Origin of the sequence: Arthrobacter yangruifuii, from assembly GCF_009192775.1 — a bacterium.
In the GTDB taxonomy this organism is placed as follows: Bacteria; Actinomycetota; Actinomycetes; order Actinomycetales; family Micrococcaceae; genus Arthrobacter_B; species Arthrobacter_B yangruifuii.
Genome location: NZ_VTFX01000001.1, coordinates 874,521 through 897,233, shown reverse-complemented (window position 1 = coordinate 897,233; position 22,713 = coordinate 874,521). Strand labels below are relative to the sequence as shown.

The following is a 22,713-nucleotide window of genomic DNA, read 5'->3' as shown; positions in this document are numbered from 1 at the left end:
GCGATGGAACACGCTGAACAGATGCACCACGGGACGGCGAAGGGCTCTGCCCCGAAGCCTCCGGTGGAGAGGGACGCGCTGCCGCCGCGGCCCGCCTACCGTTGGTATCTGGCTGCCGGTGCGGTGGCTGCCGCCACAGCCTTCGTGGGTCTGCGGCTGTATCCGGATCTTCCGCCCTCGCTGCCCACGCATTGGAACGGCGCCGGGCAGGCAGACAGCTTTGCCGCGAAGTCCGTGTGGTCCGTTTTTTCGGTTCCGCTGGGTTCCGCGGGACTGGTCCTGTTCATGCTGGGGCTGGCTGTGTTCCTCCCGCGCCTGACGGCTGCCGGCGGGCAACTCCGGACGGCGGACAGTCCCGCTGCCCAGGCCGCAAATCTCCGCGCAACGCAGTTCTTCCTGGGCGGGACCACCCTCGCACTGAGCCTGCTGCTCGCCTGGTTCACGCTGCGCGGATGGCTCCTGCCGCCGGACGGAAGCGCGCTTTATTTCATCCTGCCCCTCCTGGCCCTGATTGCCGTCATGGCCGGCCTCGGCCTGCTTGCCAGGCGCCGCTACCGCAACGACTTAGCCGGCAGCGGGGCGTCGGATCCGACACGGCCTTCGCTCCCTGGAGCTGACCCGACGGCGTCATCCGATGACATGCCGGCCTCCGATCCCGTGGATGATCCCCGCAACTACCGGGCCGGAATCATCTACGTTAACCGGGCCGACCCCCGCGTCCTGGTGCCCAAACGACTGGGCGTGGGCCTGTCGGTGAACGCGGGACACCCTGGCGGCCTCGCCTTCTACCTCGGCCTTGCCGTGCTCTCGCTGGCGGCCGTTGTGGCGGGCATCGCAGCCCCCCTGCTCGGACACTGACCTGTTCCGGAGCGGGCCCTGTTCTAGACTGGCGGAGTGAGTATTCCTACCCCCTATGAAGACCTGCTGCGCGATGTCATGGCCAACGGAACGCAGAAGTCGGATCGCACCGGCACCGGCACGCGCAGCGTGTTCGGCCGCCAGATGCGCTTTGACCTCAGCGAGTCCTTTCCGCTGATCACCACCAAACGGGTGCACTTCAAGTCCGTGGCCCTGGAGCTGCTGTGGTTCCTGCGCGGCGACTCCAACGTGCGCTGGCTGCAGGAACGCGGCGTCAGCATCTGGGATGAATGGGCGGACGACGACGGCGAGCTGGGCCCGGTCTACGGCGTCCAGTGGCGTTCCTGGCCCACCCCCGACGGCGGGCACATCGACCAGATCGCCAAGCTGGTTGAAGGCATCAAAAAGAACCCCGACTCCCGCCGGCACATCGTCACGGCCTGGAACCCGGCCGAGGTCGAAAACATGGCCCTGCCGCCCTGCCACGCGCTCTTCCAGTTCTACGTCGCGGACGGAAAGCTGTCCTGCCAGCTCTACCAGCGTTCGGCGGATACCTTCCTCGGCGTTCCGTTCAACATCGCCTCCTACGCGCTGCTGACGCTCATGGTGGCCCAGCAGACCGGACTGGAACCGGGTGAATTCATCTGGAGCGGCGGCGACGTCCACATTTACGACAACCATGTGGACCAGGTCCGCGAACAGCTCAGCCGCGAGCCCTTCCCCTACCCCAAGCTGCACATCCGCCGCACCCCGGAGAGCATCTTCGATTACGAGCTGGAGGACTTCGAGGTCCTCAACTACCGGCACCACCCCGGCATCAAAGCACCGATTGCCGTCTGAGAGGACAACTATGACCGAGTTCCTTCCCGAGGCAACCGCCGCCGGCTCCGGACCCACCCGCTACCACCCGGTCGGCGGCGGCACCGGCGAGGGAGCGGATCTGCAGGAGGTGCTGCGGAACCGCGGCACGCTGCGCGGCGGGGAGCCGTTGATCGGCCTGATCTGGGCGCAGACCCTTAACGGCGTCATCGGGCGCGACGGCGGCATGCCGTGGCACCTGCCCGAGGACATGGCGCATTTCAAGGCCACGACGGCGGGGCACCCGGTCATCATGGGCCGCCGGACCTGGGAGTCCTTCCCCGCGGCCTACCGTCCGCTGCCCGGCCGCACGAACATCGTTGTCTCCTCCAGCCCCGGCCTCCGGGAGGACGCCGCAGCGGCGGGCGCCGCCGTCGTCGGCTCGCTTGAGGATGCCCTCGCGGCCGCCCGCACCAGTGCCGGCAGCGAAGAGATCTGGATCATCGGCGGCGCGCAGCTGTACGAGGCTGCCGTCCCGAAGGCCAACACCGCCGTGGTGACGGTCATCGACCTGGAAACCGAAGGCGACACGTTCGCCCCGGCCCTGGGACCGGACTGGACCTTCAGCGGTGTCAGTCCGGCTGCGGACTGGTACACCTCCGCCAACGGCACCCGGTACCGGATTGCCCTGTGGACCCGGGACCGGGCGACAGCCGAACATGACGCGGGCCACCGAGACTCAGCGGCACCGCTGGCCTAAAGTGGAAACCATGACTTTTTCCTCCCTTCCCGCTGCAGGCATTCCCACGGCTGGTTTCATTGGCTGGCGCGGCATGGTCGGCTCCGTCCTGATGCAGCGCATGCAGGACGAGGGCGACTTCGACCTGATCAATCCCGTGTTCTTCTCCACGTCCAACGCCGGCGGCGACGCACCGTCCTTCGCGTCCGGGGCCGGGCCGCTGCAGGATGCGTACGACGTCGATGCGCTGGCCAAACTGCCGATCATCGTCACTGCGCAGGGCGGGGACTACACGGCGGAAATCTTCCCGAAGCTGCGCGCTGCCGGCTGGGACGGCATCTGGATCGATGCGGCCTCCACGCTGCGCATGGAAGACGACGCCATCATCGTGCTGGACCCGGTGAACCGGGACGTGATCGACGCCGGCCTGGCCCGCGGCGTGAAGAATTTCGTGGGCGGCAACTGCACCGTATCCTGCATGCTGATGGGCCTGGGCGGACTGTTCCGCAACGGCCTCGTGGAGTGGGGCACGTCCATGACCTACCAGGCGGCCTCCGGCGGCGGCGCCCGGCACATGCGCGAACTGCTCAACCAGTTCGGGGCCCTTCACGGCTCCGTGGCCGCAGAACTGTCCGACCCGGCGTCGGCCATCCTGGAGATTGACCGTGCCGTCCTGGCCCAGCAGAAGAACCCTTCCATGGACTCCTCCCGGTTCGGCGTGCCGCTGGCAGGATCCGTCATCCCGTGGATCGACGCAGACCTGGGCAACGGCATGTCCAAGGAAGAGTGGAAGGGCGGGGCGGAAACCAACAAGATCCTCGGCCGCGGAGCTGCCGGCCGGATCCCCTTCGACGGATTGTGCGTGCGGATCGGAGCCATGCGCTCCCACTCGCAGGCGCTGACCCTGAAGCTGACCGAGGACCTCTCCGTGGCGGAGATCGAAAAGATCATTGATGCGGACAACGAGTGGTCCAAGGTGGTGCCCAACATCAAGGAAGCCACCATGGCGGAGCTGACGCCGGTAGCGGTCACCGGCACCCTGGACATCCCCGTGGGCCGCATCCGGAAGCTGGAAATGGGTCCGGAGTACATCAGCGCCTTCACCATCGGCGACCAGCTGCTCTGGGGCGCTGCCGAACCGCTGCGCCGGATGCTGCGCATCGCCACCGGCAACCTCTGATCTTTCTCCGCCGGCTTTTCTGCCGGCCGGGTTTGTATTGCCGGCCGGGTTTGTATTGCCGGCCGGGTTTTCTGCCCGCCGGGTTTTCTGCCGAACGGTGTGTTGCCCGCCGATGTGTTGCCGGTGTGCCTTCCGGGTCCGCTCCCCCTGGAGCGGGCCCGGCGGCGTTAAGCCCGGGAACCCCCGAGTTGCTGCCCCGGCAGAATTGTCAGTGCCGGGTGGCATGGTGTCCGCATGGAACAGCAAAGCGTGGATTCAATCCTCAACACGTTCTTTACTTTCAGCTGTGTCGGGAAGCAGACTCCCACCCGGGCCCGCTACCTCCGCGTGGCCCTTCAGCTGCGGCGGTATCTGGAAGCCGAGGGAGCAGACAGCCTGCGCGACGAGGACGCTGCGCTCCTGGAGCTGGAGCGGTCCCTGGAGCCGGAGGCGGCCTTTGCCCGGCTATTCGGCGCTGAGGACCTTGCGTACGCCCTCAGCGGCTTCCTCGAACCCCGGTGGCTGCTGCCGGACCTACAGGACCGGCGGACCCAGGTGGCACTGACACCCCGGTTGATCCAATGGCTGTGCAACAGCTGCCTGCTGGATTCCCGCCGGCATCTCCCAGCCATCCGCAGCGCACGGGCAGCCGCAGCCCGGGCGAGGAAAGGACCGGCTCTTGGCCGCGGAGCCGCCGGGCATGCCGACAGCGACGCTACAGGCAGCACCGGAAGTGCCGGCGGCCAATCGGGCTAAGCCCGGCAGCCCGTCCTTACAGCGCGCAGTTCACCAGCAGCGGCTCGGGACGGAGCCGGATGCCGAAGGCCTTCTCCACGCCGGACGCAACCGCCCGGGCAACCACCAGCAGGTCCTCCGCGGTTGCCTCCCCGCGGTTCGTGACGGCCAGGGTGTGCTTGGTGGACAGCGCTGCACGGCCGCCCGTCCCGTCCTCCGGCGCCAGCCCGAAGCCCTTGCGGAAACCGGCATGGCTGATGAGCCAGGCGGCGCTGAGCTTCACCTTGCCGGGCTCCGCCACCGGGTAGCGGGGTGCGTCCGCCGGCAGCGCGGCTGCCGTTGCCTCATCCACGATGGGATTGGTGAAGAAGGAACCGGTGCTGTAGGTGTCCGGGTCCGAGGGGTCCAGGACCATGCCCTTGCCCGCCCGCAGCTGCAGGACCTCGCGGCGCACGTCCACCGCATCGGCACGTTCGCCGATGTCCACGCCCAGTGCCCGTGCCAGTTCGGCATAGCGGACCGGGGCGCTGGTGGTTCCCGCGGAGAGCGCAAACTCCACGGTGAGGACAACGTAGCGGGGCGAACCGTTGACCGTACTGCGTTTGAGGATCGAGTCCCGGTACCCGAATTCCAGGTCCGCGTTGGAGAATTCCACCACGGTGCGTCCGGTACGGTCCCACGCGCGCACCGACGTGATGCACTGGGAAACGTCGGCGCCGTAGGCACCTACGTTCTGCACCGGCGTCGCGCCGGCGAGCCCCGGAATGCCGGACAGGGCCTCCAGGCCGGAGAAGCCCTCCGACAACGTGTACGCCACCAGTTCGTCCCAGGGGTGCCCGGCCTCGGCCCGCAGGACTGCGGTTCCGTCGCCGGTCTCCCGGATGTCCAGGCCGCGGCTGGCGATGTGGATGACGGCGCCGTCGAACCCGTCGTCGGAGATCAGCAGGTTGGAGCCGCCGCCGATGACCAGCAGGGGCTCCCCCGCTTCATCTGCGGCGCGGACGGCGATGATCAGTTCGTCTTCGTTTTCCGCTTCGATATACCGGCGGGCGGGACCGCCGACGCGGGCGGTGGTCAGGGATGCCAGCGGCATCCGGGTCAAAGCAGTCACCAGACCCGCACCACTGCCTGGGCCTTGACCAGCACCTTCTGGCCGTTGAAGGTCACCGTAAGGTCAACCCGGGCGGTCGAATTGTCCGGGTCGACGGCGCCGATCACTCCGGTCACCTCGACCACTGCGCCGGGGGCGCCGTCGATGTCCTCCACCAGGACGGGCCGGGTAAAGCGTGTCTGGTAGTCGATGACCGCACCGGGATCCGAAATCCAGTCGCTCACCAGCTGGACAGCGGTACCCATGGTGAACATCCCGTGCGCGATGACGCCGGGCAGTTCCACCTCGCGGGCGAAGCGCTCGTTCCAGTGGATCGGGTTGAAATCTCCGGAGGCGCCGGCGTAGCGGATCAGGTCCGCGCGGGAAATCTCCAGCGTGGTGGAACCGATCTCGCTGCCCTTGGAAAGCTCACTCAGTGCAATGGACATGGCGGTTACTGTCCCTCTCCGCGGACGAGGATGGATGAAAGGGTGGTGGCTACGTGTTCGCCCTCGGTCGTGGAGATTTCCGCGCGGGTGGTGATCAGGGCGCCGTCGCCCATGGCCCGGACGGAGTCCACGTGCAGTTCTGCCACCAGTTCATCTCCGGCCACGATGGGGCGGTGGTGGGTGAAGCGCTGGTCGGCGTGCACCACCCGGGAGAAGTCAATGCCTGCCCCGGGATCGGCCACCAGCAGGGCGTCGGCACGCTGCGCCACGATGATGGCGAAGGTGGGCGGGGCAACCAGGTCCGCGTAGCCCAGCTCCTGCGCCTTGGCCACGTCGAAGTGTGCCGGGTTGGTGGCCTTGACGGCCGCGGCGAATTCACGGATCTTTTCGCGGCCCACGGAATACGCTTCCCCGGCCGGATACGTGCGCCCCTGAAGTGCGGGATTGATGCTCATTATGTGTCCTTCATGCCCTTGATGCGGCGGCGGGTGTCCCTGGCGCGGACCACCATACCGCTCAGGTGCGTGCTCAGGCCCACCACTATCAGGGGAAGGGCGATGTACATCAGGACCTGGTTGTCCAGGACCGCCCCCAGGAGGACCAGCAGCACCCCGGCGCCGCTGATGGCCAAGGCGCTCACGACAAGTTTCCGGTACAGGGGTGAGCCTGTCTCCCAGGGGGTATTTAGCATGTCTTCAGAATACAGGGGCGGGCGGGGCCGCCCCGAACCGCCTGCCGCGGGACTCCCGCTAGAACAGGGCGGCCTGCAGCGCCGGGACTGCTGTGCGGAAGGGACCGTACTGCAGCCGGCGGCCCTTCAGCCGGGACAGGTCCGCTGCAAACAGGGTTTCTTCGCCGTCCACCCGGACCAGGGCCGTTGCGCCCAGGACGGCCTGGATGACCATGCCGTGCTCTCCGGATGCCGGGTCGCACGGATACAGTTCGCACGACGTGTCCAGGACGGTGGCGAACTGGGCAGGCGGTTCCCAGACCTCGTCGACCGGCCGGAAGCCGGTGATCCCCGTATCCGCCAGCATGCTCCGCACCGACTCGGCCGCTTCCGCGTTGCGGGCGTCCAGTGTCCCTGCAGCCAGCGGACGGGTCAGGGCAGCTGTTTTCGTTCCCGCACGCACTGCCTGCTGCAGGCCGACGACGGCGGTGACAGCGTCTTCCAGCACCCGCACAATCAGCCCGTCGCCTGCGCGGGCAACATAGCGGGCACAGACGGCTCCCTGCTCCACCAGCCTCAGCCGTTTGCGCCCGTCTGCGGCGGTACCTACCTTGGTGGACCCGTCGGCGAAGGTCGCAACGTACAGCCAGTGCGGCTGGTCCAGGTAGCGCCGGAGCGCGTCGGGGATGCTGTCCACACGGTGGCTGTTGTGGATGCCGCGCACCTCGTCCCGGATGAAGCAGCTGCTGCACTGATAACCGCGCTCGGCAGGAGCCTGGCCCGGACAGGGAGTGTGGGACTGGACGCCGTCGTCGTTCACCTGCCAGGAGCCGAGGCAGAACTTCTCATTGCCGTTGGTGTCCGCCAGGACCCGGAACCGGAGCTCGGTGCCCGGCGTGAGCGGCTGGCGGTGCGGCTGCCCGTCGGGCAGGTGCAGTGCCAGGCGCGGGCCCGAGCCGTCCCAGGACGTTCCCGAACAGAGGAACCTGCCGGCGTCGGCGTTCGCTGTGGTGCTCCCGGCTGCAGGAATGGTCAACCTCCCGTTTAACGCCAAAAGGGCGGAATAACGTTTTTTACGTTACCCCACCCTCCGGCGGTGCTTCGGGAAGGCCTAGGCGTGCTGGCCCGCGTGTTCCCCTTCGGCGATTTCCTCAATCAGCTTGTCGTTGAAGGCAGGAAGATCGTCAGGGTTGCGGCTGGTGACGAAGCCCTGGTCCACCACCACTTCCTCGTCGGTCCAGTTTGCGCCGGCGTTCTTCAGGTCCGTTGCCAGCGTGTGGTAGGACGTCAGATCGCGTCCCTTGACGACGCCGGCGTCGATCAGCAGCCAGGGGCCGTGGCAGATGGAAGCGACGGGCTTGTGCGCCTCGAAGAAGGCACGGGCAAACTGCTGGGCGTTCTTGTCCACGCGGAGGAAGTCGGCGTTGACAACGCCGCCGGGCAGGACCAGCGCGTCGAAATCAGCTGCGTCGGCATCGGCTACGTCAAGATCAACCGTGAACGTCTCGCCCTTGTCCATGCCGTCAAAGCCCTGGATGGAGCCCTTCTTCGGAGACACAAGCACCGGCTCGCCGCCGGCTTCCTTGACCGCATTCCACGGGCTGGTCAGCTCAATCTGCTCCACTCCGTCCGTGAGGAGGAAAGCTACCTTCTTGCCGGAAATATCGTGCTCTGCCATGCGTTGACTCCGTTCGGTTCAGCTGCCGGGCCGCTTAGGGAACCGGCTGCGATGTTTCTACGGTTTCGTAAATCGTTCGGAAACCTTCCGGTTATCCGCTATCCCTACCCTACGAACAAGCAGTAATAATAAGCAAGCTTAGGGATGGGTCCCGTTCCACCGGCCGCCCGCGACAGGACTCCGGTCCCAAAGACTCCGGACAACGAAAAAGCCCCCGGAATCCAGAGATTCCGGGGGCTTGTCCGTAGCGGTGGGGAGGCTCGATCTCCCGACCTCACGATTATGAGTCGTGCGCTCTAACCAACTGAGCTACACCGCCAAAATGAGTGAAGCCCGCCCTACCGAGGCCTGCGCAAAAAACACAGCCTGAGCAACGCGGGCCCTCCCATTGAGAGCCCCGACCGGGAATCGATCCCGGGACCTCCATCTTACCAAGATGGCGCTCTACCACTGAGCTATCGGGGCAACGACATAAAACTTTACCAGCACTTTTCCTGAACATGAAATCGAAATGGGCCGTTTGCGGAAAAGGTGACGAGAGACACTTTTGCGGCCCTGCAAAAACGGCCGCCCCGCCGACTCTGCCGCACCTCACAGGCGGGTTTTGTCAGTATGCTTACCCTACAAGAAAGCGAGGGCGCGTGAGCACAGTGCCGAACCATGTTTCAGCCGGTATCTTCCTGGGTGGAAGATACCGTCTCCTGAATCAAATCGGGGCAGGTGCCATGGGCACCGTCCACCGGGCCAGGGATGAGTTCCTGGGCCGAGACGTAGCGGTGAAGATCATCCGCCCGTCAGCGACCAGCGAGATGGACCTTCGGCGCAGTGACGCCGAGGCCAAGATCCTGGCGCGCCTGAACCACCACAGCCTGGTCACACTCCTGGATGCCGGATCCGACACGTCCACTCCCGAATCGCCGCAGATCTATCTGGTCATGGAACTCGTCCAGGGCCTGGACCTGCGCGAACGGCTCAAGGAGGGCCGGCTGCCCCGCCGGCAGGCCGCACTGCTGGGTTACGACCTGGCCCTGGGACTCGGGTACATCCACGAAAACGGCGTGGTGCACCGGGACGTCAAACCGGCGAACATCATGCTGTTCGACTACCAGAGCGCCGATGCCCGCCTTCGTGCCAAGCTCACGGACTTCGGCGTTGCCCTCGTCGCGAATGACCCGCAGTCCCAACCCGGCACATTCTCCGGCACCGCTGCGTTCATGAGCCCCGAACAGGCACGCGGGGAACAGGCAGGGCCTGCAAGCGACGTGTATTCCCTGGGCCTGGTCCTGCTGCAGTGCCTGACGGGGAAACCGGCCTTCCCCGGCCCCGCCCTGGAAAGTGCCCTCGCACGCCTCCTGCGCGACCCTGAGATCCCCGCAGGGCTCGGCGGCGACTGGGAGCCGCTTCTGCGTGCCATGACGGCTCAGGACGCCGCTGAGCGTCCCAGCGCCCACGACGTCTCCCAGGTGCTCTACGACATGATCGTCACCGCCCGGGGACGGCACCGGGTGGACCCCGGGCTGCTCCCTGATGATGAGGCACAGCGCATGGATGCGGTTCGCCGCTACGAACTGCTGGACACTCCCCCGGACGGTGCCTTCGACCGGGTCACCGCCCTGGCATCGCGTCTCTTCGACGCCCCCGTGGCCATTGTCAGCGTGGTGGACACCGACCGGATCTGGTTCAAGTCCCACCACGGCACCGAAGCCGTCGAGATTGGCCGCGACCCGGGCCTGTGCGCATCCGCCATCCTGCAGGACGGCGTCTATGTGGTCGACGACGCCCGGCAGGATCCAAGGACACTGGCCAATCCCCTGGTGGCCGGCGAATTCGGCCTGCAGTTCTACGCCGGAGTGCCGCTGCAGACCAGGGACGGGTTCAACCTGGGCACCTTCTGCATCCTGGACCGGGAGCCGCGCACCTTCTCCCCGGAAGACGCGGCCACTTTGCAGGACCTCGCAGCGATTGTCATGAATGACCTCGAGTTGCGCCTCGATACCCGCCGCGCCCGGGGGTACGGACAGTAAGAAGCACGGGCAGTAAAAAGCAGGGTCAGTAAGAAGCACGGCCACGAAGACAGCAAGAAGGACGCCTCCCGTGCGGGAGGCGTCCTTCTTGGTACGGGCCGTGCTGTCCGGCGCCTAGGCTAACGGCGCCGGAGGTTTCCTAGTCGCGGAAACGGGGCTTGCGGGCACCTGCGGCTGCGCTGTCGCGGAAGCCGCCTTCACGCTTCTTGAACGGGCGGTCGCTGCCGCGGTCCCCGAAGGAACGCTCGCCGTCGCGCTTCTTGAAGTCCTTCTTGAAGCCGCCGCGGTCTGCACGGTCGTTGAAGCTTCCGCCTTCACGCTCACGTGCCGGCTTGCGGCCCTTGTCCAGTTCGAGGTGGATCAGCTCGCCGCCGATCCGGGTGCGGGACAGTGCGCGCAGCTGATCCTTGGAAAGGTCAGCAGGCAGTTCCACCAGGGTGTGGTCTGCACGGATGTCGATGCCGCCGATCTGCGCTGAGGACAGGCCGCCCTCATTGGCAATGGCGCCGACAATCGAACCCGGCAGAACGCGCTGGCGGCGGCCGACGGCGATGCGGTACGTTGCATTGCCTTCGGTCAGCGGACGCGTCGGGCCGCGGGATCCGACGCCGTCGTTACGGCCTTCGGAACGCTCGCGCTGGCGGGCCGGAGCCACGGGGATTTCGCGCAGCAGCAGGTCGCGGCCGCCCTGGGCCATGACGGCCAGGGCTGCGGCAACGTCTTCTGCGGGAACGTCGTGCTCGGACAGGTACTTGGTCACCAGGTCCCGGAACACGGCGATGTCCTCGGAGCCGAGGGTTTCCGTGATTTTCTCGGAGAACTTGGCCAGGCGCTTCTCGTTGACAACGTCGACGCTGGGAAGCTGCATGTGCTCCACCGGCTGGCGGGTTGCCTTTTCAATGGCCCGCAGCAGGTACTTCTCGCGGGGGGTCATGAACAGGATCGCGTCGCCGCTGCGTCCTGCACGGCCGGTGCGGCCGATGCGGTGGACGTAGGACTCGGTGTCGTGCGGGATGTCGTAGTTGACGACGTGGCTGATGCGTTCGACGTCGAGGCCGCGGGCGGCAACATCCGTGGCAACCAGGATGTCGATCTTGCCGTCGCGGAGGGCCTCGACCGTACGCTCACGCTGCTGCTGCGGGATGTCGCCGTTGATGGCGGCGGCGCTGTAGCCGCGGTCCTTCAGCTTGTCGGCCAGATCCTCGGTGGCTGCCTTGGTCCGGACGAACGCGATAACGCCGTCGAACTCTTCGGTTTCCAGGATGCGGGTCATGGCATCGAGCTTGTGCGGGCCCATGACCTGCACGTAGCGCTGGCGGGTGTTGACACCGGTGGTGGTCTTGGACTTGACCGTGATTTCCGCAGCGTTGTTCAGGTATTTCTTGGCAATCTTGCGGATGGCCGGCGGCATGGTGGCGGAGAACAGGGCAACCTGCTTCTCTGCCGGAGTGGAGGAAAGGATCTGCTCCACGTCTTCGGCGAAGCCCATGCGCAGCATTTCGTCAGCTTCGTCGAGCACCAGGTACTCGAGGTTGGACAGGTCGAGGGAACCCTTGGCGATGTGGTCAATCACACGGCCGGGAGTGCCCACAACTACCTGTGCGCCGCGGCGCAGGCCTGCAAGCTGGGGACCGTAGGCGGAGCCGCCGTATACGGGAAGAACGGTGATGCCGTCCATGTGGACTGCATAGGACGTGAAGGCCTCTGCGGACTGCAGTGCCAGTTCACGGGTGGGGGCAAGCACCAGCACCTGGGTGGCCTTGGTGGCCGGACGTCCGGCCAGCAGGGACAGGGCGGGAACGGCGAAGGCGGCGGTTTTGCCGGTACCGGTCTGTGCCAGGCCCACGACGTCGCGGCCTTCGAGCAGAAGGGGGATGGTGGCTGCCTGGATGGGTGAAGGCTTGACGTAGCCCACATCCTTCAGGGCTGCCAAGACACGCTCGTCCAGTCCGAAGTCGCTGAACAGAACAGTGTTCTCTTCGGCTTCGGGGGTGGCGACAGCGGCGCTGTCGGCGGTGTGGGTGTTTTCCAGTGTGGCTTCAGACAAGAGGTAATCCTCATTCAATCGGGGACCAGGCAACCAGGAGGCTGCGGGACGTAAGTCCGGCGCTGTTGCAATCCCAGGCAGGACTTTCCGTCACAGCTGTGGGCCGATTTCACTGGATTGTGCCTACGACCGGTGTGACGATTTCTTTGCCGGCGCTCCCCAAAAGATGAATCTGCCCGCATAAGAATGCGGGCCCCAACACAACGAACCGTACGGATTTAAGGTGAGAACCTCGATGAACCGCACGAAAATAAGGGAATACCGGAGTGGGGGATGTGTTCAAGTGTACGGCATCCCGGAGGCGGGAACGTTGTTCCGGGCGGTGACCTTGGGCACAGGCCCTTCCGAGGGGCCGGATCCGCCCCTGCTTCGCACCGTCTTCGGGCGGTCCGTCCCGGGTCAGAGCCCTGCAGGCAAGGCCTCCGTGGAGCGGGCGGTCCTGGCCGCGAGTGTGCGCAGTGCCTTGAGGATTTCCGGGGACAAAGTGATCTCTCCTGCTGCGCGGGAGGCCTGCAGGGCGGCGGCCTGATCATCGTTGAGTCCGAGGAAGACGTCGCGGACGCTCACCCCGTGGCTGGGTGCGGTCACCACTTCCACGGTGTCCCCCGCAGTGATGCTGCCGCGGCGGCGGACCCGCAGATAGGTTCCCACCCGTGCGGCCTCAGCGAAGCGGCGCTGGAAGTTCGGGACGCCCATTCGCTGCTGGAAGTTCCGGCACGGGGTGCGGGGGCAGGTCACCTCCAACTCGACGTCGGCACCGATCCGCCACCGCTCACCGATCAGCGCGGCGGTGGCATCCATACCGGCCAGCCGCAGGTTTTCGCCAAACAGGCCCGGCGGAATGTCCCGGCCCAGTTCTCCGGACCAGTAGTCGGCGTCGTCCTGGGAGTAGGCGTACAAGGCCTTGGATTCTCCGCCGTGGTGTTTGCGGCTTGCCTGCAGGTCTCCGGTCAGTCCCAGCGGGTGGACTTTCACCGGACCGTCAACTGCACGCTTGTCGATGGCGGTGACGCCGGTGGCATCCCGAGTGGGCAGGAGGCCGTGCAGCAGGCAGACGGCAAGCAGCGAACCGGTTCTCATGCCAGCAGTCTAGGGCTGCGGCTCCGGGGCACGCAGCAGCCCGGGCGGGTTGTTACGCCACCAGTCGCGCGGGCGGCTGCCCCAGTACCCTGCCAGCCACCAGGCCAGCAGTCCGATGCCCCAGAACACGCCGATGCTGGAAGCCATCAGCCAGGGTTCCGGAATTTGGGAGTCCAGGTTCGGCGCATCGAACAGCTCGCCAATGGTTTTGGGCGAGTAGATGAAGATGACGAGCGAGGAGACCAGCAGGATGAGCCCGGAGATCCGCAGTTTCCGCTGCCCGGGGCCGAGGTCCATGATGTTCCGCGCCAGGACGGGGATGAACAGCGCCACCCAGACCCAGTGGTGGGACCAGGACACCGGGGAAATCAGCAGCATCAGCAGGGCGGCAGCGGCCAGCGCGGTGAAGGTCTGTCCGCGTGAACCGGCAATGCGGATGATGACTGCAGTAGCGGCGACGGCGGCCAGGGACAGGATCAGCCACGGAATGTCGACGGGGAAATCCGGGCCGCCGAAATGCAGGATTGCACCCTTGAGGGAGAGATTGTCCACGTAGCCTGCACCGCCGATCCGTGAGGTGTCCGGGAGCAGGTCAAGCCAGTAGGTCCGTGATTCGCGCGGCAGGATCAGGAACCCCAGGGCGAAGGTGGAGAGGAAGCCGTAGGTCATGTTGCGCAGCCCGCGCCAGTCGCCCCGGGCCAAGAAATACAGGCCGAAGACCAGCGGAGTCAGTTTCAGCCCGGCCGCCACTCCGGTCAGCAGGCCGGTGGGCCAGCCGTCCTTCTTGATCAGGAAATCGGCCATGATCAGCCCGAACAGCAGGATGTTGATCTGCCCGAAGGCGGAGGTTTCGCGCCAGGGGCCCAGCAGCACAATCAACCCGGCGCAGGCGATGGCCAGGGGCCGCAGCCACGGATGCCGAAGCACATCCGCGGCGCTGCCGCTGCTGTGCACGTAACGCACCGCCCAAACAGCGGTGGCAGCGGCAATCGCCAGGGAAATGCCGGTAAAGATGTTCAGCCCCAGGCTCTGGCCGAACGGGGCCAGCACGGCAAAGACCAGCGCCGCAAAAGGCGGATAGGTGAAGAGCAGGCTACTGTCGGCGTCGTACTGGACCGACTTCGTATACAGCTCCCCTGCGGCGTCGAGCACGCTCTGCCCGCCGGAAAGGTAGACCCTGAAATCCAGGCCGTGGCGTGGAGACACGTCAAAAGCTGTCCATACGAGCAGCCCGGCAAGTGCCAGCGCCCCCAGGGTCGCAACGGTCCGCACGACGGCGGATCGGTGGAGCTGGCCCATTATTCTCCCTGTTGGAACGCCGGACGTGTGCATGGCACGGCCTGGCGTAGTTCGGTGATATCGATCAGGGCAAGTCTACCGGGCAGCCTGATCCGCGCCCCCGTCACGGGGCAGGCGATAGGCTGGCCGGACCAGATCTGCAAGCGAAAGGTCCCCCCATGTCCCCCGCGCTTCTTGCCCTCACGAACGCCCACGTGGTTCCCGTTACGGGTACCCCCTTCCACGGCACCGTCCTCATCGAGGACGGGAAGATCCGGGACCTGGGGCCCGACGTCGTCGTTCCCGAGGGTGCGGAGGTGCTCGACGCCGGAGGTCAGTGGCTGCTGCCCGGCCTGGTGGACGCGCACACCCATCTCGGCGTACATGAAGAGGGCGAGGGCTGGGCCGGCAACGATTCCAACGAAATGACGGACCCGGTGATGGCAGGGGTCAGGGCGCTGGATGCCGTAAACCCGTTCGATACGGGGTTCGACGACGCGCTTGCCGGCGGAGTGACCACCGCGAACATCAATCCCGGTTCCGGCAATCCGATCGGTGGGCAGGCCGTGGCCCTGCACACCCACGGGCGCTATCTGGAGGAGATGGTGCTTCGTGCACCCAGCGGCTTGAAGTCCGCCCTGGGCGAGAACCCGAAGCGGGTCTACAGCGACAAGAAGCAGACTCCGTCCACCCGGCTGGGAACGGCGATGGTGATCCGGCAGGCGTTCATGGAGGCGCAGAACTATCTGGGCAAAGCGGACCCGAACCAGCGGGATCCGCATCTGGAGGCACTGGCCATGGTGCTGCGGCGGGAAATCCCGTGGCGCCAGCATGCCCACCGTGCCGATGACATCGGTACCGCAATGCGTCTGGCCGATGAGTTCGGCTATGAGCTGGTGCTCGACCACGGAACCGAGGCCCATCTGCTGGCGGACGTGCTGGCCGAGCGCGGCGTGCCGGTTCTCATCGGGCCGCTGTTCACCACCCGGTCCAAGGTGGAGCTGCGCGGCCGCAGCATGGCCAATCCTGGCAAACTCGCGGCAGCAGGGGTGGAAATCTCCATCATCACCGACCATCCCGTGGTCCCTATTAACTTCCTCATCTTCCAGGCTGCCCTGGCCGTCAAGGAGGGTCTGGACAGGGACGAGGCACTCCGTGCTGTCACGATCAATCCTGCCCGGGTTCTGGGGCTGGCGGACCGGCTGGGCTCGCTCGAACCGGGCAAGGATGCGGATCTGGTCCTCTGGAGCGGTGATCCGCTGGACGTGATGCAGCGGGCGCTGAAGGTGTGGATTGGCGGCCGCGAGGTCTACCGCTACGACGTCGAGGCGCACGAGCAGATCGTAGCTCCCCGCTGATGCGTTCCGGTGATATCCCTGCGGGTCCGGGAGGTCCTGGCACGCCCGGCACCGGGGACCGCACTCCCCCGCCGTCGATCATCCGGATGGCCGCCGCTGCCTGGCTGGTGGCAGCCGTCCTGGTGGCAACAGCGGGTGTTTCCTTTATCGTGTCGGCCCGCACCCAGCATCAGGACAGCACGGGGCTGATCATGTTGGGGATACTGGCGCTGGCGTTGGCTCTGCTGAGCGCCTATAGCGTGCTGCGGCTGTGGTCGGGTAAGCGCAGTGCCAGGGAAACGCTCAGCAGCATAGGGGTGATTGCCGGTGTCCCGCTGCTTTTCCGCGGTCCAGCCCTGGTGGCTGTGGGCCTTCTGCTGCTGGCCTGCACCGTCCTGCTCTGGCTGCCGGCCAGCAACCGGTTCATCCAGCTCCGGGACCCCAGGAAGCGCCGGTCGAGGGGTGGGGCGAAGGGCCGGCGGCAACGCTAAAGGCCCCTTCGACCGATGACCCGGCCCGGTTCCGGGACCGGTCTTGGTCCCCTCCACCGGCCCGGGTTCCGGTCTTGATCCCGGTCTTGGTCCCGGCACTGGAAATCGGAGGGCCCGAGACACACCGCCCGTTCCCCTGCCGACCGGTGGTGGTTCATCCGTGTGCCGGATCAGTGCGGCCAGTACGCGGCCACGCTGGATGAGAACGGTGCCGGCTCCAGCGGCATCTAACCCACCACTCTGCGTGCCTGATCAGAACGGTGCCGGTTCAGGCGGAGCCTCATCCACCAGTCACTGCGTGCCTGATCAGAACGGTGCCGGTTCAGGCGGTACCTCATCCACCACTCTGCGTTCCTGGGACTGATCAGTGTTTGAGGGACCCTTCCGATGAACCGGCTCCGATACAGGGGATGGTGGTGCCACTTGGAGGAACGGCTCTGTGCGGTAGACCCGTCCCGTAGGAGACGTCCACTCCATCACGCCGGGTGTGGGTTGGGTGGCTTTCCAGAATCCCAGGGTTTTGAACCGGTGGTGCCGGCGGCAGAGGTGTTCCAGGTTTCCGTGTTCGGTGTCGCCGCCTTTCGCCCAGTCGGTGGTGTGGTCGATTTCCGTGACCGCGGTGCTGACCCTGCAGCCGGGAAACCTGCAGGTTCCGTCCCGGGCTCTGAGCCAGCGGGCGAGTCCGGCGGGGACTTTCCGGCGGCGTCCGACCCAGAGGATCTCTCCGGTCGTCGGGTCCTGGGCGAGTCCGGTCCAGTGGACGGCGTTGCGTGCGAGTCTGCGGGCTGCGTCGGCGCTGATGGGTCCGTAGCCGTGCAGTTCGGCGGGCTGTTCGTCGGCACCGAACAACGTTTCGGCGTTGATCAACACCATGATCTCCGCCCGAGGCAGAACACCTGCGGGACCCTCTTTGCCTGAATCGCTGTCCGACGTGTGTCCTGGCTTAGAGGCACCGCCACCGCGGGGTGAACCGAGGCCGCCCATGAGCAGTTGGGTCAGGATGTCTGCCCGCAGTTGGTCGGCTGTCCGCGGGTCCCCTTCCGCCTGTTCACCCCTAGCCGACGCACACAGTGCGGTGTAGATCTGCTGGGCATGTTCGGCCCGCAGATGGGCCGACAGCCAGGACATGCCGTCCTCGTCCCGTTCCAAGACCACCTTGCGTTTCTCGAACGCCGTCCGGTGCCGTTCGGCAATGGTCTCGGGATACGTTTTCTCCCGCAGCCGGCGTGCCTTGGCACAGAACTGTGGCCGGGTTATGCCTTCGGCTTTGGCGAGCAGCTCGGCCTCGAACCCGGGAAGTTCCGCGGAGGGTATGTTCTCGCACTGATCCAGGACCACCTGCGCGTGCGCATAGGAGAACCGTCCTTCTTCCAGTCCGGTCAGGGTGGCGGTGTGGGTGCTGCAGAGTCTTCCGGCTTCGAACATCATGCCCTGCGCGGTGGTCTGCGGAACATTCAAAATCGCAGCACATTCGGCGGCTGCCAGACTGAACGCCAGCCCCGGACCTTCACTGCCGAAGTGCTTGCACACATCCTTGCGGAACAGTTCCTCCATATGGTTGATCGCGCGGGCCTGCTGGGCCTGCGTCCACCGCACCAAATGCGCCAGCCTCGCCAACACCTCACCGGTGTCGTGTTCGTCGAAGGACTCAAGATTCGCCATCGCCAGCACCCCGGTAAAACCATCCGGAAAGCCCTCACCATCAGCACCGGTGGCACCTGTGGCGGGCTCCGCAGGTTCAGCGGGTTCAGCGGGTTCAGCGGGTTCAGCGGGTTCGGCAGGTTCAGCGGCCGCCGACCCTGTGGTGTCCTCTGGAACGGGTCCGGGTTGGGGTTCTGCAGGTCCGGCGGTAGTCGAGCCGGACGCGGAATCCGGTGCGGGAATGGGTACATCGAAGAGGGCGGCAGCCGGCGTTGCGGCGGGATCGGTGGAGGCATCGCCGGTGTTGGTGTCGGTATCCGTGCACGTGACAGTGCCAGCCCGGGTGCCGCCGTCGTCGGAGTCCGTAGCGTCACCACTGACATCCGGAACCGCCCGATATACCGCCAGCGTGCAGGGCGTGTGCGGAGCATCCTCATCTCCAGCCGAGCCTGTTGGCTGCTGGTCTTCACTGGCTGGTTCTTCGGTTGTCTGTTCGGTGTTCCCGAGCTGATCCATACCCTCAGGATTTCACCCGGCACTGACATTTCCGGCCCGAAAACAGACCAAAAACGGGCCTCCCGGAAAACCGGAAATACCCGTCTTTCTCAGGCGACTACCTAGTCCTCAAATCCGATCGGATTGGCTACGGCGGATGGCAGCAAATGACAGCGCTATGGTCGGTCAAGCGGAGCACCGCGGCAGGGTCAACCTCCCCTGGACCCGAGAGCCACCCGGCCCGCCCGGCCCAGGCATCTTACCGGCCCCGCCCGGCCCAGGCTGCCCCCTCCACCAAGCACCGGCTGCCCCCGGCGAAAACACCCCACCGGAACACCCCGTCCCAGCTAAAGCTGACCCAGCGCCTGCTCCAGGTCCGCGATGAGGTCCTCGATGTCTTCCAGACCCACGGAAAGCCGCAGCAGGTTCTCGGGAACCGCCAGGTCAGTTCCCTTCACCGAGGCATGCGTCATTTCCGAGGGGTAGTTCATGAGCGATTCCACCCCGCCCAGCGATTCAGCGAGCAGGAAGAGCCGGGTGGATTCGGCGACCTTCCGTGCCGCAGCCTCACCGCCCTTGAAAGTCACCGAAACCATGCCGCCGAAATCCTTCATCTGCGCCTTGGCCAGGTCATGCCCGGGGTGCTCTTCCAGCCCCGGATACAGCACGCTCTCCACTGCCGGCTGGTTGCGCAGCCACTTCGCCACGGCCATGGCACTGGCGGAATGGCGGTCCATCCGCACAGCCAGCGTCTTCAGTCCGCGGGTGGTCAGCCAGGCCTCCATCGGTGCCGACACTGCACCTACGGCAAACTGGATAAACCCAATCTCCTCCGCCATCGCGTCGTCGTTCAGGATGACGGCACCGCCCACGGCGTCCGAGTGCCCGCCGATGTACTTGGTGGTCGAATGCACTACGACGTCGGCCCCCAGCGACAGCGGCTGCTGCAGGTAGGGAGAGGCAAAGGTGTTATCGACAACCAGGATGGCCCCGGCGTCGTGCGCTGCCTGCGCGGTTGCGGCAATATCGGAAATCTTCATGAGAGGGTTCGACGGCGTTTCCAGCCACACGATCTTCGTGTTCCCGGCTGCAACGGCGGCCGCCACAGCGGCGGCGTCGGACATATCCACAGCTGCGTTGGTAATCCCCCATTTGCCCAGCACCTTGTTGATCAGCCGGTAGGTACCGCCGTAGGCATCGTTGCCCAGCACGATATGGTCTCCGGGAGCCAGCAGCCCCCGGATCAGGGCGTCCTCCGCAGCAAGGCCGGAGCTGAAGGAGAAGGCATGCTTCCCGCCTTCCAGTGCGGCGAGCTGTTCCTGCAGCGAATCCCGCGTGGGGTTGGTGCCGCGGCCGTACTCATAGCCGTTGCGCAGCCCGCCGATGCCGTCCTGGGCATAGGTGGTGCTCTGGTACAGGGGCGGAATGACCGCTCCGGTGGTGGGATCCGGTGCCTGGCCCGCATGGATGGCGCGGGTACTGAAGCTCGTCATGGTGTTCTCCTTGCGCCGGCGGTGGCCGGCAGATCGGTGCAAAACAGCGCCCCTGCGAAGGCGTGCCCGGTTAGAGGCTCAGGTACGAAAGTAGGTCGTGGCGGGTCAGCATGCCAACGGCGGCGCCATCGGACGTAACCATCACGGCGTCGTCGTCGTGAAGTTTCGCCCGGGCCGTCTCCACGGAGTCTCCGGCCCCCACAAGGGCAGGCCGGGGGCCCATGTGCTCGCTGATCCGATCCGTGGGCTTGGCCTCTCCGCGGAAGAGCTTTTCCGTCAGCGAGCGCTCGTCCACGGAGCCCAGCACCTCTCCCAGGACCACGGGAGGCTCCTGGGAGAGGACGGGCAGGAAGGAGACACCGTATTCGTTCAGGATGGTAATGACGTCCCGCACGGTTTCGTTCGGATGGGTGTGGACCAGTTCCGGCAGCGAGCCGTCCTTGGTGGCGAGCACGTCGCGGACCGAGGCCTGTTCCCCGCCGTCCTGCAGGAAACCGTAGGACCGCATCCAGTCATCGTTGAAGATCTTGCCCATGTAGCCGCGCCCGCTGTCCGGCAGCAGGACCACAACGACGTCGTCGGGCCCGAGCGAGCGCGCAGCCTCGAGTGCCGCCGTCACCGCCATACCCGAGGAACCGCCCACCAGCAGGCCTTCCTCCCGTGCCAGGCGGCGCGTCATGGCGAAGGATTCGGCGTCCTTCACGGCAATCACCTGGTCCGGAACGGAGGCGTCAAAGTTGTCCGGCCACATGTCCTCCCCCACACCTTCCACGAAGTAGGGGCGTCCGGTGCCGCCCGAATACACGGAGCCCTCCGGATCCGCGGCGATCACCCGCACGGGCCCGGACGGCCGGTCCGCGGAGACGTCCTTCAGGTAGCGCCCGGTGCCGGTAATGGTGCCGCCCGTACCTGCCCCGGCAACGAAGTGGGTGATCCGTCCGTCGGTGTCGGCCCAGATTTCCGGGCCGGTGGATTCATAGTGGCTGGCCGGAGCGGACGGGTTGGAGAACTGGTCCGGTTTGTACGCCCCGTCGATCTCCCGCACCAACCGGTCGGAGACGCCGTAGTAGGAGTCAGGGCTGTCGGGGGCCACCGCCGTCGGCGTCACCACCACCTCCGCGCCGTACGCCCGCAGCACGTCCCGCTTCTCCACGCCCACCTTGTCCGGGGTGACGAAGATGCACTTATAGCCCTTCTGCTGGGCAACAAGCGCCAACCCGACGCCGGTGTTGCCGCTGGTGGGCTCGACCACCGTGCCGCCGGGCAGCAGTTTGCCCTCGCGCTCGGCCGTGTCGATCATCTTCACGGCGATGCGGTCCTTTACGGAGCCGCCCGGGTTCAGGTATTCCAGCTTTACCAGGACGGTGGCCTGGATACCTTCGGTCACGTGGTGGAGCTTCACCAAAGGGGTGTTGCCGATCAGGTCCAGGACGGTGTTGGCATACTTCATGTGACCAACGTTACTTGCTTGTCCCGCCCGCAACAGGGGGCATGGAACACGGCGTAGCAAAACGCACACCGGGGCAGTCCGTCTGGCTGCCGGGAGCGGCGGCGGTACGTGCAACCATAGGTGCATGTCCTTCACTGCCGCTGTTCCAATGCGGCCTGTTCCAGTGCAGCACGTTCCGCCGGGGCCTGTTCCGCGGGCACGGAATTCCGCCGCGTCCGGTGCTGCGGGCCTGGTGCGCTACTGGGACTCACCCGCTCCGTACTGCCTTCAGACCTCGCTGCGCATCCTGGTCCGGGGAAAGCAGGATCCGACCATCCGGCTCGGCCCCGGGGTTGCCTGGCTGACCTTCTTCACTCCTGAGGGTCCGGCCACGCTGAACCTGCGCGAGGAGCCGGTTCCCGCCCCGGGCGCCCGTGTCCGTGCAGAGGCCTGGGGCCCGGGGGCGGAGTGTGCCCTGGACTCGGTGCCCGCGCTGCTCGGAGAGCAGGACGACTGGTCAGGGTTCGACGACGACGCGTTCCTCGCGACGCTGCCCCGGATGGTTACCGAGACCCGGCGCCGGAACCTCTCCCTGCGGCTGCCGAGCACGGGCCGGATCATGGACACCCTGATCCCGGTGGTGCTGGAGCAGAAGGTCACTGTCCTGGAGGCCTACTACGCGTGGCGCTACCTCGTGACCCGTTACGGCACCGCGGCTCCGGGCCCGGCACCGGCAGGCATGTTTGCAGCACCGGCACCGGACACCTGGCGGCGGATCCCCAGCTGGGAATGGCATCAGGCACGGGTGGACTCCTCCCGTTCCAGCACTATCCTGCGGGCCTGTTCGCAGGCCTCGGCTCTTGAGCGGCTGGCGGGCGCACCCCTGGGTGCCGATCTGACGGCCAAGCTGTGCTCTGTGCCCGGGATTGGCGTATGGAGTGCAGCGGAAATCACCCAGCGGACGCACGGGGCTCCGGATTCCGTCTCGGTGGGCGATTACCATCTGGCCGCGTATGTGGGTGCCGCCCTTACGGGACAACGCACGGACGACGCCGGCATGCTCAGGCTGCTGGAACCCTGGCAGGGACACCGTCAGCGGGTGGTGCGGATGATTATGCTCAGCGGTTACCGCAAGCCCACCTACGGACCGAAGCTCGCACCGATGGACCACCGCCGGCGCTGAGGTGATCCCGGTGTGCCGGGCGGGGCAGGTGCCCGGGTC

Annotated in this window: 21 protein-coding genes and 2 tRNA genes; 9 read left to right on the top strand and 14 right to left on the bottom strand. The window is 66.2% G+C overall.

Annotation, left to right across the window (positions count from 1 at the left end; genetic code table 11):
- Positions 1-3: 3 nt before the first annotated feature.
- The 5 genes from GD627_RS04375 (at position 4) to GD627_RS04355 (ending at position 4,310) form a co-directional block, all read left to right on the top strand.
- Positions 4-858, top strand: a complete 855-nt coding sequence (locus tag GD627_RS04375) for a DUF1648 domain-containing protein (protein WP_152271485.1) — start codon at positions 4-6, stop codon at positions 856-858.
- A gap of 36 nt (positions 859-894) precedes the next feature.
- The gene (locus GD627_RS04370; RefSeq protein WP_152271484.1) at positions 895-1,698 is read left to right on the top strand and encodes a thymidylate synthase; all 804 of its coding nucleotides are present in this window, start codon (positions 895-897) and stop codon (positions 1,696-1,698) included.
- 10 nt (positions 1,699-1,708) lie between these two features.
- Positions 1,709-2,416 (top strand): dihydrofolate reductase, encoded by a 708-nt coding sequence (locus GD627_RS04365; protein WP_152271483.1) that lies wholly within the window; start codon positions 1,709-1,711, stop codon positions 2,414-2,416.
- A 10-nt stretch (positions 2,417-2,426) separates the two neighbouring features.
- Positions 2,427-3,575: an aspartate-semialdehyde dehydrogenase gene (gene asd / locus GD627_RS04360; RefSeq protein WP_152271482.1), complete on the top strand. Its 1,149-nt coding sequence runs from the start codon at positions 2,427-2,429 to the stop codon at positions 3,573-3,575.
- A 234-nt stretch (positions 3,576-3,809) separates the two neighbouring features.
- A complete protein-coding gene (locus tag GD627_RS04355) occupies positions 3,810-4,310 on the top strand; it encodes a hypothetical protein (protein ID WP_152271481.1) in 501 nt (166 codons plus the stop codon).
- 16 nt (positions 4,311-4,326) lie between these two features.
- On the opposite strand, the gene GD627_RS04350 is transcribed toward GD627_RS04355, so the two are convergent.
- The 8 genes from GD627_RS04350 to GD627_RS04315 all read right to left on the bottom strand — a co-directional run bounded on the left by GD627_RS04350 (position 4,327) and on the right by GD627_RS04315 (position 8,641).
- On the bottom strand, positions 4,327-5,391 hold the full coding sequence (locus tag GD627_RS04350; RefSeq protein ID WP_152271769.1) for a UDP-N-acetylmuramate dehydrogenase: 1,065 nt from the start codon (positions 5,389-5,391) through the stop codon (positions 4,327-4,329).
- A 5-nt stretch (positions 5,392-5,396) separates the two neighbouring features.
- The gene (locus GD627_RS04345) at positions 5,397-5,828 is read right to left on the bottom strand and encodes a MaoC family dehydratase (protein WP_152271480.1); all 432 of its coding nucleotides are present in this window, start codon (positions 5,826-5,828) and stop codon (positions 5,397-5,399) included.
- Positions 5,829-5,833: 5 nt separating this feature from the next.
- On the bottom strand, positions 5,834-6,283 hold the full coding sequence (locus GD627_RS04340) for an FAS1-like dehydratase domain-containing protein (RefSeq protein WP_146360970.1): 450 nt from the start codon (positions 6,281-6,283) through the stop codon (positions 5,834-5,836).
- Positions 6,283-6,519: a hypothetical protein gene (locus GD627_RS04335; RefSeq protein WP_146360968.1), complete on the bottom strand. Its 237-nt coding sequence runs from the start codon at positions 6,517-6,519 to the stop codon at positions 6,283-6,285. The genes GD627_RS04340 and GD627_RS04335 overlap by 1 nt, the downstream gene beginning before the upstream one ends.
- Positions 6,520-6,577: 58 nt before the next feature.
- A complete protein-coding gene (locus tag GD627_RS04330) occupies positions 6,578-7,534 on the bottom strand; it encodes a DUF2797 domain-containing protein (protein WP_194265957.1) in 957 nt (318 codons plus the stop codon).
- A 75-nt stretch (positions 7,535-7,609) separates the two neighbouring features.
- Positions 7,610-8,176: a type 1 glutamine amidotransferase domain-containing protein gene (locus GD627_RS04325; RefSeq protein WP_146360964.1), complete on the bottom strand. Its 567-nt coding sequence runs from the start codon at positions 8,174-8,176 to the stop codon at positions 7,610-7,612.
- A gap of 245 nt (positions 8,177-8,421) precedes the next feature.
- Positions 8,422-8,495 (bottom strand) — tRNA-Met (locus tag GD627_RS04320).
- A 74-nt stretch (positions 8,496-8,569) separates the two neighbouring features.
- Positions 8,570-8,641: transfer RNA gene (locus tag GD627_RS04315), tRNA-Thr, on the bottom strand.
- 176 nt (positions 8,642-8,817) lie between these two features.
- On the opposite strand from GD627_RS04315, the gene GD627_RS04310 reads away from it, so the two are divergent.
- Positions 8,818-10,200: a protein kinase domain-containing protein gene (locus tag GD627_RS04310; RefSeq protein ID WP_246165310.1), complete on the top strand. Its 1,383-nt coding sequence runs from the start codon at positions 8,818-8,820 to the stop codon at positions 10,198-10,200.
- Positions 10,201-10,339: 139 nt separating this feature from the next.
- Here the strand turns inward: GD627_RS04310 and GD627_RS04305 are convergent, their stop codons facing one another.
- The 3 genes from GD627_RS04305 to GD627_RS04295 all read right to left on the bottom strand — a co-directional run bounded on the left by GD627_RS04305 (position 10,340) and on the right by GD627_RS04295 (position 14,626).
- On the bottom strand, positions 10,340-12,247 hold the full coding sequence (locus GD627_RS04305) for a DEAD/DEAH box helicase (RefSeq protein ID WP_281349956.1): 1,908 nt from the start codon (positions 12,245-12,247) through the stop codon (positions 10,340-10,342).
- A gap of 399 nt (positions 12,248-12,646) precedes the next feature.
- Positions 12,647-13,327 (bottom strand): MOSC domain-containing protein, encoded by a 681-nt coding sequence (locus GD627_RS04300; RefSeq protein WP_146360952.1) that lies wholly within the window; start codon positions 13,325-13,327, stop codon positions 12,647-12,649.
- 9 nt (positions 13,328-13,336) lie between these two features.
- Complete coding sequence (locus tag GD627_RS04295; protein ID WP_194265956.1) at positions 13,337-14,626, bottom strand: glycosyltransferase 87 family protein; 1,290 nt, start codon at positions 14,624-14,626, stop codon at positions 13,337-13,339.
- 158 nt (positions 14,627-14,784) lie between these two features.
- Between GD627_RS04295 and GD627_RS04290 the strand changes: the two genes are divergently transcribed.
- Together GD627_RS04290 and GD627_RS04285 are read left to right on the top strand one after the other, a co-directional pair.
- Positions 14,785-15,963 (top strand): amidohydrolase, encoded by a 1,179-nt coding sequence (locus GD627_RS04290; RefSeq protein ID WP_152271476.1) that lies wholly within the window; start codon positions 14,785-14,787, stop codon positions 15,961-15,963.
- Positions 15,963-16,433, top strand: a complete 471-nt coding sequence (locus tag GD627_RS04285; protein ID WP_152271475.1) for a hypothetical protein — start codon at positions 15,963-15,965, stop codon at positions 16,431-16,433. The genes GD627_RS04290 and GD627_RS04285 overlap by 1 nt, the downstream gene beginning before the upstream one ends.
- 306 nt (positions 16,434-16,739) lie before the next feature.
- Here GD627_RS04285 and GD627_RS04280 read toward each other — a convergent pair whose 3' ends face one another.
- The 3 genes from GD627_RS04280 to GD627_RS04270 all read right to left on the bottom strand — a co-directional run bounded on the left by GD627_RS04280 (position 16,740) and on the right by GD627_RS04270 (position 21,512).
- Positions 16,740-18,590, bottom strand: a complete 1,851-nt coding sequence (locus GD627_RS04280) for an HNH endonuclease signature motif containing protein (RefSeq protein ID WP_152271474.1) — start codon at positions 18,588-18,590, stop codon at positions 16,740-16,742.
- 326 nt (positions 18,591-18,916) lie between these two features.
- Positions 18,917-20,104, bottom strand: a complete 1,188-nt coding sequence (locus GD627_RS04275) for a cystathionine gamma-synthase (RefSeq protein WP_281349955.1) — start codon at positions 20,102-20,104, stop codon at positions 18,917-18,919.
- Between the two features lie 28 nt (positions 20,105-20,132).
- Positions 20,133-21,512: a cystathionine beta-synthase gene (locus GD627_RS04270; RefSeq protein WP_152271472.1), complete on the bottom strand. Its 1,380-nt coding sequence runs from the start codon at positions 21,510-21,512 to the stop codon at positions 20,133-20,135.
- 124 nt (positions 21,513-21,636) lie between these two features.
- Between GD627_RS04270 and GD627_RS04265 the strand changes: the two genes are divergently transcribed.
- Positions 21,637-22,674 (top strand): DNA-3-methyladenine glycosylase family protein, encoded by a 1,038-nt coding sequence (locus tag GD627_RS04265; RefSeq protein ID WP_246165307.1) that lies wholly within the window; start codon positions 21,637-21,639, stop codon positions 22,672-22,674.
- The last annotated feature ends 39 nt before the right edge of the window (positions 22,675-22,713 follow it).

Coding starts and splice junctions, on each gene's coding strand:
- GD627_RS04295 (WP_194265956.1), bottom strand. CDS start 14,626: ATGGGCCAGCTCCACCGATCCGCCGTCGTGCGGACCGTTGCGACCCTG.
- GD627_RS04265 (WP_246165307.1), top strand. CDS start 21,637: ATGTCCTTCACTGCCGCTGTTCCAATGCGGCCTGTTCCAGTGCAGCAC.
- GD627_RS04365 (WP_152271483.1), top strand. CDS start 1,709: ATGACCGAGTTCCTTCCCGAGGCAACCGCCGCCGGCTCCGGACCCACC.
- GD627_RS04300 (WP_146360952.1), bottom strand. CDS start 13,327: ATGAGAACCGGTTCGCTGCTTGCCGTCTGCCTGCTGCACGGCCTCCTG.
- GD627_RS04270 (WP_152271472.1), bottom strand. CDS start 21,512: ATGAAGTATGCCAACACCGTCCTGGACCTGATCGGCAACACCCCTTTG.
- GD627_RS04290 (WP_152271476.1), top strand. CDS start 14,785: ATGTCCCCCGCGCTTCTTGCCCTCACGAACGCCCACGTGGTTCCCGTT.
- GD627_RS04340 (WP_146360970.1), bottom strand. CDS start 6,283: ATGAGCATCAATCCCGCACTTCAGGGGCGCACGTATCCGGCCGGGGAA.
- GD627_RS04335 (WP_146360968.1), bottom strand. CDS start 6,519: ATGCTAAATACCCCCTGGGAGACAGGCTCACCCCTGTACCGGAAACTT.
- GD627_RS04345 (WP_152271480.1), bottom strand. CDS start 5,828: ATGTCCATTGCACTGAGTGAGCTTTCCAAGGGCAGCGAGATCGGTTCC.
- GD627_RS04325 (WP_146360964.1), bottom strand. CDS start 8,176: ATGGCAGAGCACGATATTTCCGGCAAGAAGGTAGCTTTCCTCCTCACG.
- GD627_RS04375 (WP_152271485.1), top strand. CDS start 4: ATGGAACACGCTGAACAGATGCACCACGGGACGGCGAAGGGCTCTGCC.
- asd (WP_152271482.1), top strand. CDS start 2,427: ATGACTTTTTCCTCCCTTCCCGCTGCAGGCATTCCCACGGCTGGTTTC.
- GD627_RS04285 (WP_152271475.1), top strand. CDS start 15,963: ATGCGTTCCGGTGATATCCCTGCGGGTCCGGGAGGTCCTGGCACGCCC.
- GD627_RS04355 (WP_152271481.1), top strand. CDS start 3,810: ATGGAACAGCAAAGCGTGGATTCAATCCTCAACACGTTCTTTACTTTC.
- GD627_RS04280 (WP_152271474.1), bottom strand. CDS start 18,590: ATGGATCAGCTCGGGAACACCGAACAGACAACCGAAGAACCAGCCAGT.